15 protein-coding genes are annotated in these 12,792 nt (G+C 63.1%); 8 read left to right on the forward strand and 7 right to left on the reverse strand.

All coding sequences use genetic code 11. The features are described from left to right. Positions 1-11: 11 nt before the first annotated feature. Positions 12-1,196: an MFS transporter gene (locus AC1RQ5_RS13790; protein ID WP_493199628.1), complete on the reverse strand. Its 1,185-nt coding sequence runs from the start codon at positions 1,194-1,196 to the stop codon at positions 12-14. A gap of 239 nt (positions 1,197-1,435) precedes the next feature. On the opposite strand from AC1RQ5_RS13790, the gene AC1RQ5_RS13795 reads away from it, so the two are divergent. Beyond that, positions 1,436-2,593 (forward strand): mechanosensitive ion channel family protein, encoded by a 1,158-nt coding sequence (locus tag AC1RQ5_RS13795; protein WP_493199630.1) that lies wholly within the window; start codon positions 1,436-1,438, stop codon positions 2,591-2,593. A gap of 145 nt (positions 2,594-2,738) precedes the next feature. Further along, complete coding sequence (locus tag AC1RQ5_RS13800) at positions 2,739-3,113, forward strand: hypothetical protein (RefSeq protein WP_493199631.1); 375 nt, start codon at positions 2,739-2,741, stop codon at positions 3,111-3,113. A gap of 98 nt (positions 3,114-3,211) precedes the next feature. Here the strand turns inward: AC1RQ5_RS13800 and AC1RQ5_RS13805 are convergent, their stop codons facing one another. Together AC1RQ5_RS13805 and AC1RQ5_RS13810 are read right to left on the reverse strand one after the other, a co-directional pair. Further along, entirely contained in the window at positions 3,212-4,414 is a 1,203-nt protein-coding gene (locus tag AC1RQ5_RS13805) for a polysaccharide deacetylase family protein (RefSeq protein WP_493203421.1), read from the reverse strand. A 154-nt stretch (positions 4,415-4,568) separates the two neighbouring features. After that, entirely contained in the window at positions 4,569-5,345 is a 777-nt protein-coding gene (locus AC1RQ5_RS13810; protein WP_493199633.1) for a polysaccharide deacetylase family protein, read from the reverse strand. 185 nt (positions 5,346-5,530) lie between these two features. Here AC1RQ5_RS13810 and mgtE point away from each other — a divergent pair, with 185 nt between their 5' ends. The 4 genes from mgtE (at position 5,531) to AC1RQ5_RS13830 (ending at position 9,105) form a co-directional block, all read left to right on the forward strand. After that, positions 5,531-6,934, forward strand: coding sequence for a magnesium transporter (gene mgtE / locus AC1RQ5_RS13815; protein WP_493203422.1), 1,404 nt, complete (start codon positions 5,531-5,533; stop codon positions 6,932-6,934). A gap of 58 nt (positions 6,935-6,992) precedes the next feature. After that, entirely contained in the window at positions 6,993-7,307 is a 315-nt protein-coding gene (locus tag AC1RQ5_RS13820) for a helix-turn-helix domain-containing protein (protein ID WP_493199634.1), read from the forward strand. 84 nt (positions 7,308-7,391) lie between these two features. Next, positions 7,392-8,210 (forward strand): aldo/keto reductase, encoded by an 819-nt coding sequence (locus AC1RQ5_RS13825; protein WP_493199636.1) that lies wholly within the window; start codon positions 7,392-7,394, stop codon positions 8,208-8,210. Between the two features lie 94 nt (positions 8,211-8,304). Further along, positions 8,305-9,105, forward strand: a complete 801-nt coding sequence (locus AC1RQ5_RS13830) for a YdcF family protein (protein ID WP_493199637.1) — start codon at positions 8,305-8,307, stop codon at positions 9,103-9,105. Here the strand turns inward: AC1RQ5_RS13830 and AC1RQ5_RS13835 are convergent, their stop codons facing one another. The 3 genes from AC1RQ5_RS13835 to AC1RQ5_RS13845 are packed head-to-tail and all read right to left on the reverse strand — an operon-like array spanning position 9,106 to position 10,154. Beyond that, positions 9,106-9,447, reverse strand: coding sequence for a helix-turn-helix domain-containing protein (locus AC1RQ5_RS13835; RefSeq protein WP_398475360.1), 342 nt, complete (start codon positions 9,445-9,447; stop codon positions 9,106-9,108). Then, positions 9,444-9,773, reverse strand: a complete 330-nt coding sequence (locus tag AC1RQ5_RS13840) for a type II toxin-antitoxin system RelE/ParE family toxin (RefSeq protein ID WP_493199638.1) — start codon at positions 9,771-9,773, stop codon at positions 9,444-9,446. Before AC1RQ5_RS13840 ends, AC1RQ5_RS13835 begins: the two co-directional genes overlap by 4 nt. 45 nt (positions 9,774-9,818) lie before the next feature. Next, positions 9,819-10,154: a DUF3253 domain-containing protein gene (locus AC1RQ5_RS13845; protein ID WP_493199639.1), complete on the reverse strand. Its 336-nt coding sequence runs from the start codon at positions 10,152-10,154 to the stop codon at positions 9,819-9,821. Between the two features lie 128 nt (positions 10,155-10,282). Between AC1RQ5_RS13845 and AC1RQ5_RS13850 the strand changes: the two genes are divergently transcribed. Beyond that, the gene (locus AC1RQ5_RS13850) at positions 10,283-11,245 is read left to right on the forward strand and encodes a hypothetical protein (protein ID WP_493199641.1); all 963 of its coding nucleotides are present in this window, start codon (positions 10,283-10,285) and stop codon (positions 11,243-11,245) included. Here the strand turns inward: AC1RQ5_RS13850 and AC1RQ5_RS13855 are convergent. Next, positions 11,220-11,963 (reverse strand): DUF599 domain-containing protein, encoded by a 744-nt coding sequence (locus AC1RQ5_RS13855; protein WP_398475352.1) that lies wholly within the window; start codon positions 11,961-11,963, stop codon positions 11,220-11,222. The genes AC1RQ5_RS13850 and AC1RQ5_RS13855 overlap by 26 nt on opposite strands. Positions 11,964-12,091: 128 nt before the next feature. Between AC1RQ5_RS13855 and AC1RQ5_RS13860 the strand changes: the two genes are divergently transcribed. After that, positions 12,092-12,748 (forward strand): glutathione S-transferase family protein, encoded by a 657-nt coding sequence (locus tag AC1RQ5_RS13860; protein WP_493199643.1) that lies wholly within the window; start codon positions 12,092-12,094, stop codon positions 12,746-12,748. Positions 12,749-12,792: the final 44 nt, after the last annotated feature.

A 12,792-nucleotide genomic window follows, 5' to 3' on the forward strand; every position in this document is an offset into this window, starting at 1 on the left:
GTTTCGAAAACTTAGCTGCGCGCCGCCAGCAGCAGCGCGCCCATCGCTGCCACCGCACCGATCAGAAATGCCGCCCCGTAACCGAACAAGCCAGCCGCATAGCCGACCGCCGGCGCCGTCACGCCGATGGCCAGATCGAAGAACGCGATGAAATTCGCCACCGCCCGGCCGCGCTGTTCGATCGGGACGCGGCGGGTTGCCTCGACGCCCATGGCGGGGAAGATCAGCGAGAAACCGATGCCGGTGACGAGGGCGCCGGCCAGCGCCATCCATGAATCCTGCGCGAGCCAGATCATCACCTGACCGCTGGCCTCGATCACCAGCGACACGACAGCGACGCGCGTCCCTCCGAACCGGTCCGGCCAATGGCTGCCGATCAGCCGCACGGCGATATAGCCGGTGGAGAACACTGCCAGCGCGGTGCCGGCGCCGGACCAGCCGCGGGCCGCATAAGTGAGAGCGAGAAAGCTGGTGAGTCCCGCAAACGGGATCGTGGACAGAAACAGGATCGTGCCCGGACGCCAGATCAGGCCGATCACCTTGTAGAACGGCGTACGCTCGACGCTGCCGCTGACCGGCACATCGGGAATGGTGGCGGCAATGGCGAGTGCGATCAGCGGTGATATCGCTGCGGTGATCGCCACGCCGGCAAAGCCGACGCTGCTGTAGATGGCGAGGCCCAGCGGGGCGCCGAAGCCGATGGCGGCATACATCGCGATGCCCTGCCATGACATCACAAGGCCGGTGCGATGGGGGCCGAGCCGCCCGATGCTCCAGCTCATGGCACCGGTGATGAACAGGCTTTCGCCAAAACCGAGCGCGACGCGGCCGACCAGAAGTATTGCGAGCTTGGCGATCGCAGGCACCGGCAGCAGCGCTGCGGTGAGGTAGATCAGGCCGGCGGCGACTCCGAGCGGAAGGCCGAAGCGGATCACCGAACGCGCGCCGCGATGATCGCACAACGTACCGGCCCGATGCCGCGTGAGCACGGTGACGACGGATTGCAGGCCGATGGCGAAGCCAATGACGCTTGCACCGAAACCGAGCTGATCATGCAGATAGAGCGCAATCGGCGGCAGCGGCAGGCCGACCGAGAGGAAGCCGAAAAACACGATAGCAACATGCCGCAGCAGGCTGTTGCGATCATGGGGCGCCAGCGGCGCAGGCTTGGCGCGGAGAGGGGCGTTCTGGTTCATATCGACGTGCTTCTTTGCAGCGGCCGCGCAATGCGGACCGCATCCGAGCACGTTGATTGACGTTAACGCTTACGACAGGGGCGATCCCCTGTGAGGCCAGCACGTATGTCGGCAGCTGCCTGCGAGTCAAGCGGCGGGTTGTGTGCATTGCATGGAGCGAGATGCTGCACTGCATTTACCGCTGGCACCACCCGGTGCGCCCCGCGTTGCCGCGGACGGGGTTCCAAACCGGAATGCATATGGATCTGATCGACACATTCGAGCGTCTGTTCGGCTGGGTTCCCGCCTGGATGGCAGGGCTCGGGCTGATCATGCTGGCAATCGTCGTGGCGCTGGCGGTCCACAAGACGGCGATGCTGCTGGCGCGCCGAGCTGTGGGCCAACGCTCTTTCGGCGTGACGTTTCTCAACCGCACCACGGGGCCGGCGCGGCTCGCGCTCTGCCTGCTGGCCGTCGCGCTGGTGCTGCCGCTGGCGCCGTTCGATGAGGGGGCGCGGCAGCGGCTCGCGCAGTTCTTCGTGGTCGCGACCATTGCGCTGGTGGGATGGCTGTCGATGCGCGCCGTCGATCTCGCCGCCACCCGCTATCTCGAGCGCCACGAGATCGATATCGACGAGAATTATCGTGCCCGCAAACACGTCACCCAGGTGCGCGTTTTCAAGCGGGTGCTGGATATCCTGATCACCATCATCGCGGTCTCCACCGCGCTGATGACGTTCGAATCCGTCCGCCAATATGGCGTCAGCCTGTTCGCCTCGGCTGGTGCCGCCGGCCTGATCGTTGGTCTTGCTGCGCGTCCATTGCTCAGCAACCTCATCGCCGGCGTCCAGATCGCGATCACCCAGCCGATCCGCATCGAGGATGCGGTCATCATCGAGAACGAGTGGGGCTGGATCGAGGACATCGCCTCGACCTATGTGGTCGTGCGGCTGTGGGACTGGCGGCGCCTGGTCGTGCCGCTGTCCTACTTCATCGAAAAGCCGTTCCAGAACTGGACCCGCGACGCGGCGTCGCTGATCGGCACCATCAAGCTGCATGTGGACTACGGCGCCGATGTGCCGCGCATCCGCAAGCATCTCGAACAGGCGGTCAAGGAAACCGAATTGTGGGATGGCGCGGTGGTCAATCTGCAGGTGGTCGATAGCCATCCGCAGACGATTGAATTGCGCGCGCTGGTGAGTGCCCGCAACGCGCCGCAGTCATGGGACCTGCGCTGCGAGATCCGCGAAAAACTGCTGGCGTTTCTGCAAGAGCAGATGCCGGAAGCGTTGCCGCATCAGCGCGCTTATCTCGAGACGCCTGACCATGATGCCGTGACGCTTGTGCCCGCGCAGGCCGGCAGGCGTGCGGAGGGATCGAACAGGTCGTCGTTCGGACGGCCGGCCGTACCGCGCTGAGGCCATCTCGAAACAACAGCGAAATCGCTTATTCCGTCGCAGTTGTCATTCTGGTTTAGTGCTCCCGTAACGATCTACCGTTAGCAGTGCCGCCGCGACCCCGGCACGCGATGATCGCGCGGCGCATCGGTCGTCCGGAGCCCCCATGAAATATCTGAGCTATATCTATCGCGCCGCTGCCAATTTCGCGTTTCTGGCGCTGGTTTATTTCAGCCTGAATTTCATCGGGACCTATCAGCAGCGCGCCATCATTGCAGGCCTCGTGCTGGCCTATGCGGGCATGCGGGCGATTTCGGCCTTGCGGAGCTTCGTGTTCTTCAAGGCGATCCAGAAGCTCGAGCTGGAAACCCGGCGTCTCGGTGGGCTTGCCGGAGAAGGTCCGGCCGCCGTCGCCAATCGCAAGGCGACCGTCAGCGATGTGGTCAATCAGCGTCAGGCCGGCGAGATGAAGGCCTATATCGACCTGTTCTTCCTCGCCATCATTGCCGTGCTGTGCATCGCCAAGATCGTGACGGACTAAAGCGCGTAGCTTGGATGAAGCGAAGCGCAATCCGGGGACCGGCGTTTCCGTTACACGGCCGGTCCCGGCGTTACGCTGTGCTTCATGCAGGCCACGCGCTAGCGCGGCGCAGCCGCTGCCGTGGGCGAGAGTCCCGGCGGGATCGCGCCTGGAATGGTCTGCTTGGCTGCGTTTGCATCGCGTGAGATCAGCCGCGCGATGCCGTCATTATCCGCGTGATGCGGCAGCCGCACCAGCGCCTTGATGGGCTTGTTGCGCCGCTCGGCGATGTCGAACAGGGATTCTCCCGGTACCGGCAGTGCATCGATCGCCGTCATCGCCGGAATGCTCGCGACGCGTGGCCATGGTGCCTGTGCGGGCAGGGGTGTCGTGCCGCGTGGCCGGCGGATGTGCTCGAAATTCTCCGTAAGCGACAGCATCTGGTCGGAGGTTGTGATCTCCGGTGCCGGCAGCATGTCGAGATGTGCGAAGGCAAAGCGCGGAATCTTGTGCCAATGCCTGATCGCGACGGTCTCGGAAACCGGATGCAACTGCCAGTCCTGCGGCACCGTTGGCGTCTTCGGCTTGTCGGGCGTCGCCGCTTCCACATGCACGATGCGATAGCCGCCGGCCTTGAGGTCGCGGAGAATGCCGGGCAGGGCAGCCACGGTGCGCGGCTGGATGTCGTGCAGCAGCAGGATGCCTTTGCCCTTCGCCTTCAGGCGGGACAGGGCGAGGTTATGCACGGTCTGGGAGGAGACATGGCGCCAGTCGTCGGCCGGGAAATCCGCGCTCCAGGTCTGGATGCCGCGTGAGGCCAGATAGTCCTCAACCACGCTGGCACGCAGCAGGCCGGGAATGCGGAAGAATGGCGAGAGCTGTGTCTCGTCGCCGAGCGCCGCCTTGGTGTTGGCGATGCCTTCCTCGATTTCCTGCTGCGCCTGTTCGATCGGCATCCGGTTCATGCTGAGCGGATGATTTTCGCTGTGGGTGCCGACGCTGTGGCCCTGCCGGATCAGCTTGCGCACGCCATCCGGAAACTCCTTCGCCATCCGGCCGACCACGAAGAAGGTGGCCTTCACGCATTCGGCTGCGAGGATGTCGAGGATCTGGTTCGAATATTTCGGGATCGGGCCGTCGTCGAAGGTCAGCACGACTTCCTTGTCGCGCAGCGGCAGGGTGTTGGCGTATTGCATCGTGCCGATACGCGGATATTCGCGGGGATCGACCACGATGGTACGCGAGGTGCCGAGCGCATCAGGATTGTTGCAGGTATCGGCGAATGCGGGCGCGGCCGACAGCAGCGCCAGACCCATGAGCATGCCGAGATACGGCACCCGTCGTGCCCGCTGTCCAGTGTTCGCTTGATCAATCACGCAATCAATCTTCCGGTCTGTTTCGTCCGGAAGTTACCGGCGCGGCCGTAAAGGCATTGTTAACTATGAGCGGCTGCCGGCCGGATCGTTCGATCTGTGCCTATTGAGAGGCGGGGCGGGGGCCAGCGGTCGGCGGTACGATATGCACGACCTTATAATTGTTGTCCCGGAGATAGCGCAGGAAATCGGGCAGCATCGCGGCGGTCTGGCCTTTGGTATCATGGAACAGGATGATGCCCCTGCCGGCGGCCTTCACCCGGCTGGTGATCAGGTCGAGCTGCTGCTGCGGTGTCATCGGGTTCCAGTCGCTGGCCCAGAAATCCGCCCCGAACACCGCGATCCGGCGTGATTGCAGCATATCCAGCAGCGCTGGTGTCGATTCGAAATAGGGAAAGCGGAAGAATGGCGTCGTCGGCACCGTGGTCGCCTTGCCGTTGAGGGCCATTTCGTCCGCGGAGATGCCGCGGTCGATCTGCTCGACGGCCTTTTCATGGCTGACCTTCTTCAGGTCCGCATGCGCAAAAGTGTGATGAGCGATCGTATGCCCCTCGGCAGCCATCCGCTTCACCAGTTGCGGATGCGCGGCGGCACTCTGGCCGATCATGAAGAAGGTCGCGCGGACGCATTCCTTGGCGAGTGCCGCCAGGATTTTCGAGGTGGTCGGCGGGTTGGGTCCGTCGTCGAAGGTCAGCACGACCTCGCGGTCCTGCAGTGGCAGCGTTTCCGGGAAGCTCTGGGTGCCGACGCGCGGATAGGCTTTTGGATCGACTGTCAGCACACGCGCCGTCCCGAGGGCGTTTGGCGTGGGGCAGTTGTCGGCATGTGCCGCAATCGTCGAGGCAATCAGCGCAGCCAGGGCAAGCTTCAACACGATCAATTCACTTTCCTGCCGACGATTCCGTGGGCCCGATATTTCCGATTGCATCCAGCGCCCGGCACTGGCACTTGCCAGACAAGAACGCATGCTTTCGGTTGGAATAGCGCATTTCCACCGAAACTGCGCCATTCGCATTCCACATGGGTCAGGCGAGGTCCGACATGACTGACGACGTCGAGCTCGCCATGACAGCCGTTTCGGATCCCTCGATCCTCGACCAACTGCCGATGCGCGATGGCGAGGGGAACATCCGTCCTGAATTCGTCGAGGCGATCTCGCGGGCGGTTCAGTCGGCGGACACGGTGTTCCTGTGCGAGATCGTCGGCGAACTGCATGAGGCCGATCTGGGTGACCTCATCGAGGCGCTGGAGCCCGACGAGCGCGTCCGCCTGATCGAACTGACCAAGGCCGATTTCGACTTCTCCGCGCTGAACGAGGTGGATGACTCCGTTCGCGAGGAATTGCTCGAGGAACTGGAGCCGGAGACGGTCGCCGAGGGCGTCCGCGACCTCGATTCCGACGATGCGGTCGAGCTTCTCGAAGGCGTCGATGAGGACGTCCAGGACGAGATCCTCGAAAAGCTGCCGCTGTCCGAACGCGTCGCGATCGAGCGCAGCCTGACCTTTCCGGAAGACTCCGCCGGTCGGCGGATGCAGACCGATTTCATCGCCGTCCCGCCGGACTGGAATGTCGGCCAGGCCATCGACTATATGCGCGAGACACCGGACCTGCCGGAGCGTTTCTACGAGATCTATGCGGTGGACGCCGACCAGCGCTGGCAGGGCGCCGTGTCCCTCGACACGCTGCTGCGTGCCCGCCGTCCCGTGCCGCTAGCCGACCTGATCGACGAGGACCGCCGCCGGGTCTCGGTGCTCGATGACCAGAGCGATGTCGCGCACCTGTTTGGCAAGTACAATCTGGTCTCGGTGCCGGTGGTCGATCCGGAAAACCGTCTCGTCGGCGTTATCACCATCGACGACGTGGTGGACGTGATCGAGGAGGACGCCGACGAGGAGGTCAAGGCGCTGGGTGGCGTGACCTCCGACGAAGAACTGTCGGATAACTTCCTCACCATTGCCCGCGCCCGTTTCATGTGGCTGCTGATCAATCTGGCGACGGCCTTCCTGGCATCGTCGGTGCTTGGCCTGTTCGAGGGCCAGCTCGAGCAGATGGTGGCGCTTGCCGTACTGGCGCCGATCGTGGCGAGCCAGGGCGGCAATGCCGCAACCCAGACCATGACGGTAGCCGTCCGCGCGCTGGCGACGCGTCAGCTCAATCCCAACAATGCCGTCCGCATCATCACGCGTGAGGCGCTGGTCGGCCTGATGAACGGCATCGCCTTCGCGCTGATCACCGGCATTGCCGCCTATCTGTGGTTCAAGACGCCGGGTCTGGGCATCGTCATTGCGCTTGCGATGATCACCAATCTCGTCGCCGGCGCCCTTGGTGGCATCCTGATCCCGATGGCGCTGGACCGCGTGAAGGCCGACCCGGCGGTGGCCTCGGGCACCTTCGTGACGACAGTGACCGACGTGGTCGGCTTCTTCTCGTTTCTCGGTATCGCGACGCTGTGGTTCGGGCTGAAGTAGTCAGCCCTTCATTCCTCCTTAACGGTATTGCCCGACCATCGCCGCAGAGAGGTCGGACATGCGCTTGCGATTGAAGGCTGACGGACGGATCGTGGAATTGCGCGACGGGGACGAGGTCCCCCTGGCGCCGGCGATGCCTGTTGCTGCCGAGCCCGTCGAGACGCGCGCCTGTGACCCGGAAGTCCGCGATCTGCGCCGCCGCGCCCAGCTCACCCAAATCGAATTTGCGGCGCGCCTCGGCGTACCGGTCGAGACCATTCGCAACTGGGAGCAGGGCAAGCGTAGCCCGCGTGGCCCGGCGCGTGCGCTGCTGACTGTCATCGCCCACGCGCCTGATACTGTGTTTGCGGCACTTGCGCCGGCGGACGTCTGAACGCCTGATCCGGATGGGCGTTGGCCTGGACAGCGCCGGACAAGCCCGCGGCGCATAACGTAGCTCCTTCGAAAGGAGGACGACGTGCAGTTCGTGGAAGCAAATGGCGCCCGTATCCCGGCGATCGGGCTTGGCACCTGGGAATTACGCGGCCGCACCTGCGCGCGGGTGATCGAGCAGGCGATCAAGCTCGGCTATCGCCATATCGACACCGCACAGGTCTATGAGAACGAGCGCGATGTCGGCGACGGCATCCGCGCGTCGCATGTCGCCCGCAGCGAGATCTTCGTCACGACCAAGATCTGGACCACGCATTTCGCGCCCCATAATCTCGAGCGCTCGGTGAAGGAGAGCCTGACGCGGCTGCGGATGACCGAGGTCGATCTGCTGCTGCTGCACTGGCCGAGCGCGCATGTACCTCTGGAGGAGACGCTCGGTGCGCTCGCCCACGCCAAGCGCATGGGATTGGCAAAGCACATCGGTGTCTCGAATTTTACGGTCGCTCTCATCGACCAGGCTGTTGCGGCCTGTCCTGAGCCGCTGGTCTGCGACCAGGTAGAGTATCATCCGTATCTCGATCAGGCGAAAGTGCGCGCAGCCTGCAGTGATAACGGCCTCGCGCTGGTTGCCTATAGCCCAATCGCTAAAGGCCATGTCCGCGGCGATGAAACCCTCGCTGCCATCGGAAGGACGCATGGCAAGAGCGCTTCGCAGGTCTGCCTGCGCTGGCTGGTGCAGCAGGGCGTCGTTGCGATTCCGCGCACCTCGAAAGTCGAGCGCCTGTCGGAGAATATCGACATCTTCGACTTTATGCTGTCCGAAGACGAGATGGTGGCCATCTCCGCCCTGAGCCGATCGGATGGCCGCCTGACCGACTACGGTTTCGCACCGAAATGGGACTGACGGTGCGGTGGTGCCGATGAACGTGCATTTGCCTCATTGATCCCGCAGACCGGATCGGCCATTCCAGAGCTTTGCGCTCACCATCGGATTGATGATGTTCTTTTATGCTTCCAAGATTCTCGGCTTCTTCACGCAGCCGTCAAACATCATCGCCGTGCTGTGTGTGATCGGCCTTGCGCTGGTGATGCTGAACCGGCATCGGATGGGCACCTGGTTAGTCAGCTTCGGGGTCTTGCTCTATCTCGTGCTCGGCTACTCGCCGCTGAGCAATGTGATGTTGCTGTCGCTCACGGAGCGCTTCCCGAAATGGCAGGACGACGGTCGTGCTCCGGATGGGATTATCGTGCTCGGCGGCACCATCGATTCCGATTCCACGGTGGCTCGCAAATCGCTGGAACTCAACTCGGCGGGCGAGCGCGTCACGGCGATGCTGGAGCTGGCGCGCCGTTATCCCCAGGCCAGGATCGTCTTCACCGGCGGCGCCAGCAGTCTGCTCGAACAGGGGCTGTCCGAGGCGCCAGCGGCTGGCGACGTGTTGCGGCGGTTTGGCGTCGCGCCGGAGCGGGTCGTGCTCGAAACCGACAGCCGCACCACCGAGGAGAACGCCGCCTTCACCAGGCGTCTCGTCAATCCCAAGCCGGGCGAGCGCTGGCTGCTCGTCACCTCGGCCTGGCACATGCCACGCTCGATCGGCGTGTTTCGCAAGGCCGGATTCGACGTCGAAGCCTATCCGGTTGACTGGCGCACGCGCGGATGGATCGATGCCCTCGAGACCTTCGATGATGCCGCCGATGGCCTTTCTCGCGCTGATAATGCCATGCATGAATGGGTCGGATTGCTGAGCTACCGGCTCGCCGGCCGCACCAGCGAATTGCTGCCGGGGCCGAAAAAGTAACTATGCGGCCGGGATAAGGGTGATCCGTCCGGCTTCGCCGCGCCTGCGACGGGGGCGAATGGTGATCTCGATGTCCTGGTCAAACGCGGTCAGCATCCGCATGAGTTTTTCGACCGACGCCAGCTGAAGCTGGCCGCGCAGCAATTTCGATAGATCGGGCTGCGACATCGCGATCAGTTCGGCTGCGGCTGTCTGTGTCATCTCACGCTCCGCGATGAGACGCTTCAGCTCGAATACAAGCGCGGCCTTCAAATGAAGCTCTTCGGCATCGGGCAGGCCGAGATCGGCGAATACATTGCCGGAGCCTTTCGTAAAAGCGGGCGAAGTTTTTTTGTTAGTCATCCGCGATCCCTGATCAGATCGATATGCCGTTGCGGTGTCGCAATTCCGCTGATCGACTTCTTTTGAAACGCATGAAGCACATACAGAATGCCTTCGAAGCGAACCGTGTAGACTGCGCAATATGTGTCGCCATCATAGCTGTCACGAATTTCCAGAACGCCACTCATGCCTTTAAGTGGTTTGGCATTGTGAGGGTGAACGCCAAGCTTTGCGTCGAAAAGCGCCACACCGACATCTCTGCGGACAGCCGCGGCGAATGCTCGCAGATCCTTCTGGCTCGAGCCAACGAAGACCAAAGGCTTCATCCGAGGTAGCAGATCGATCACAGAATTATGGTAATATAACCATATTTCTGAGTCAATGAATCTGGCTTATGAGTCGGCTTCGTCCTGCGCGTCTTTCGGCAGCCCCAGTCGATACACGCCGCGGAAATCCTCGGGGTCTTCGACCGGCTTGCCCTTGCGATAGATTACCAGTCGGCCGTCCAGCATGAGCTTCACCGCCGCGCGGCGGATGGGGGGCAACTGGGAATGCCAGTCGCCTTCGGGCTCAATGAGATGAGCGATTTCCGGCCCGCTCAGAGAACGAGACGGATCGCGGCCGAGGATAGCCAGGATGCGCTCGTCAAGCGGCTGAGGCTTGGGCTTCGCAGCCTTGGGCGGTGCAGCGGGGGATTTCTTTGGAGCTTTGGATTCTGATTTGGCCATGCCTTGGCATCGCCGATCCCGCATCCGCGCGCAAGCTGTGTCATCGGGGACATGGCGCCCGCAGGTGACCGGAGCTAATATCACACCTCTGGCGTACAGATTGTCTTCAAGTCCAAATCTTCAAGTTCATGGAACCTCGGCACCTCATTCGCGCAGCCATCGCCGCCTCGGTGCTCGGTCATCTGGCCCTGGCCGCGGGGGTGTATTTCGCTGACGCCAAGCCGATGGAGCCGCACGAGGACAATGTCAGCGTCGATCTGGTGACGCCGCAGGAACTCGCTGAGGCCGAGAAAAAGGCTGAGCAGGCGAAACCGGAGCCAGGACCGGAAAAAAAGCCCGAGCCCGCACAGCCCGAATTCCGCCTGCCTGACCTGACCACGCGGCCGACGCTGGAGGAGCAGAAAGAGGCGGCTGCTGCCACGGCCAAACTGCAATCGTCGCAGCAGAAATCCGAGCCGCAAAGCGCCCAGCGACAAAAGCCGGAAGCGCCGCCGCCGCAACAGCCACCCCAGCAGCAACAGTCCCAGCAAGCGCCTCAATCCCCGCCGCCACAACAACAGGCCCAGCCGTCATCTTCAGCTGCAGCGCCGCCCGCGCAGCAACAGTCTGCTCAGCAGCAGCCGGCACCGCAGCAGCAGGCTGCCTTGCAGCCTCAGTCGGCTCCACAATCGCAGCCCCCTCCGGCCGCGCAGGCGCCGCCACAGCCCGATCCGGACATCACCGTCAAATACGGCGTCATGCTCGGATTGCCCGGTTTCGGCGGTGCTCCCGCGAGTGAGCAGGCGGATGTCGCCAAGACCGATATCGCGGCGTTTCATCGCCACCTCAAGACCTGCCTGAAACTGCCCGCCAATGTGGCGCGCAATGACGATGCCATGGTGAAGCTGCGTGCGATGCTGACGCCGGATGGGCGCCTTGTGGCCGAGCCGACGGTGATCGAGGTGCGCCGGCCGGCCAAGGCGGCATTGCTGTTGCAAGCTGCCAAACAGGGGCTGGAAGCCTGCCAGCCTTATTCCATGCTGCCGGCGGACAAATACAATGAGTGGCGCGTGCTCGACCTGCCGTTCACGCCGCAGGATTTTGGGAGTTAGCTTTGCCGTCGGCGAGCGTCTTCTTCGTGGCCTGCAAACCTTCGCCCATGGCGAGCCAGGCACTCGACGCAAACTGACGTCGCCAGGTGACGATGACCACGGCGGCGGTGGAGACGATGAACACCCACGGGCTCACGAACCAGCCGAGATAACCGAGCGCAAAGAAGAACGCGCGCTGGCCGCGGTTGAAATGCCGCGCCGCCGCCCCGAACATTTTTGTCGTGCGCATCACATGCGCTTCGGCCTCCGGCGTGTGGCGATCCACCGCGAATGGCATCGCGCCGACCAGGATCGCCACATAGTTGAACAGCCGATAGGCCCAGGCGAATTTGAAGAACGCATAGACGAAGATCAGGATCAGCCCGAAACACTTGATCTCCCACAGACCGGGCGATGCGTTGAAGCCGATTGGCAGATTGGCCATGATCGGCATGACCTCGTTGGTGGCGCGCAGCAGCGCCAGCGCGCCGCCGATGGCGATCAGCGTGGTGGAGGCAAACCACGCGGTGCCGTTCTGCAGCGATGTCAGGATATGCGTATCGACGATCCGCGCCTCGCGCGCGAGCAGGCGGCGCATCCAGACTTCGCGATAGGCGTGCATGCGCGCCGACAGGCTGTCGCGGCCATATTTGCTGTGCTCGAGCGTGATCGCATAGGCCGCCCATTCCAGAATGAAGAAGCCCAGCGCGAAAGCGTCGATCCAGGTATAGTTCGGCATGCAGCACCCAATGTCTCAGGTGGCGGTTCTGCCACTTCGCTTCGCAGGCGGCAACGGTTGGTCTTGCCCAACTTGATTGCAGCGCAGCCGTCCACATGGCATTTTACCCGCCTTGCAGGGAGTAGGTGATGTCGCTGAAGCTGGTGGTCGGTAACAAGAACTATTCGTCGTGGTCGATGCGCCCGTGGGTTGCCCTGAAAGGCGTCGGCATCCCATTCGAGGAAGTCGTCATTCCGCTCTATACCGGGCCCGCCGACAAGCAACGCATTCTTGACGTGACGCCGTCTGGCAAGGTGCCGGCGCTGGTCGATGGCGACATCACCGTGTGGGATTCGCTTGCCATCATCGAATATGCCGCGGAGCGTTTTCCCGAGGCGAAGCTGTGGCCGCAGGATGTTGCGCAGCGCGCCCATGCGCGCTCGATCTCGGCCGAGATGCATTCCGGCTTCATGCCGCTGCGCAACGAATGCGGCATGAACCTGCATCGCCCGGTCAAGGCGAAGCCGTTGTCCGATGACGCCAAGGCCAATGTCGCGCGCATCGACGAAATCTGGGTGTCGTGCCGTGCGCGCTATGGCGCGGCGGGGCCGTATCTGTTCGGCACCTTCAGCGGCGCTGACGCGATGTATGCACCGGTGGTGCATCGTTTCCGCAGCTACGCCATCGAGGTATCGCCCGCGGCACGCGCGTACATGGACACCATGCAGGCCAACGCAGCGTTCCGGCAGTGGACGGAAGAGGGGCTCGCCGAAACCCTTCTGATCCCGCGCTTCGAGGAAGAGTGATCGCGTACCCTGCGATCCGCTCTTGTTCCGGCCGATATCGTCGC

Source organism: Tardiphaga sp. GW821-FHT12E02 (assembly GCF_058807155.1).

Bases quoted from the DNA above. Each gene is read 5' to 3' on its own strand.
- AC1RQ5_RS13790 (WP_493199628.1), bottom strand. From the start codon at position 1,196: ATGAACCAGAACGCCCCTCTCCGCGCCAAGCCTGCGCCGCTGGCGCCC.
- AC1RQ5_RS13795 (WP_493199630.1), top strand. From the start codon at position 1,436: ATGGATCTGATCGACACATTCGAGCGTCTGTTCGGCTGGGTTCCCGCC.
- AC1RQ5_RS13800 (WP_493199631.1), top strand. From the start codon at position 2,739: ATGAAATATCTGAGCTATATCTATCGCGCCGCTGCCAATTTCGCGTTT.
- AC1RQ5_RS13805 (WP_493203421.1), bottom strand. From the start codon at position 4,414: ATGCTCATGGGTCTGGCGCTGCTGTCGGCCGCGCCCGCATTCGCCGAT.
- mgtE (WP_493203422.1), top strand. From the start codon at position 5,531: ATGACAGCCGTTTCGGATCCCTCGATCCTCGACCAACTGCCGATGCGC.
- AC1RQ5_RS13820 (WP_493199634.1), top strand. From the start codon at position 6,993: ATGCGCTTGCGATTGAAGGCTGACGGACGGATCGTGGAATTGCGCGAC.
- AC1RQ5_RS13830 (WP_493199637.1), top strand. From the start codon at position 8,305: ATGTTCTTTTATGCTTCCAAGATTCTCGGCTTCTTCACGCAGCCGTCA.
- AC1RQ5_RS13835 (WP_398475360.1), bottom strand. From the start codon at position 9,447: ATGACTAACAAAAAAACTTCGCCCGCTTTTACGAAAGGCTCCGGCAAT.
- AC1RQ5_RS13845 (WP_493199639.1), bottom strand. From the start codon at position 10,154: ATGGCCAAATCAGAATCCAAAGCTCCAAAGAAATCCCCCGCTGCACCG.
- AC1RQ5_RS13850 (WP_493199641.1), top strand. From the start codon at position 10,283: ATGGAACCTCGGCACCTCATTCGCGCAGCCATCGCCGCCTCGGTGCTC.
- AC1RQ5_RS13855 (WP_398475352.1), bottom strand. From the start codon at position 11,963: ATGCCGAACTATACCTGGATCGACGCTTTCGCGCTGGGCTTCTTCATT.
- AC1RQ5_RS13860 (WP_493199643.1), top strand. From the start codon at position 12,092: ATGTCGCTGAAGCTGGTGGTCGGTAACAAGAACTATTCGTCGTGGTCG.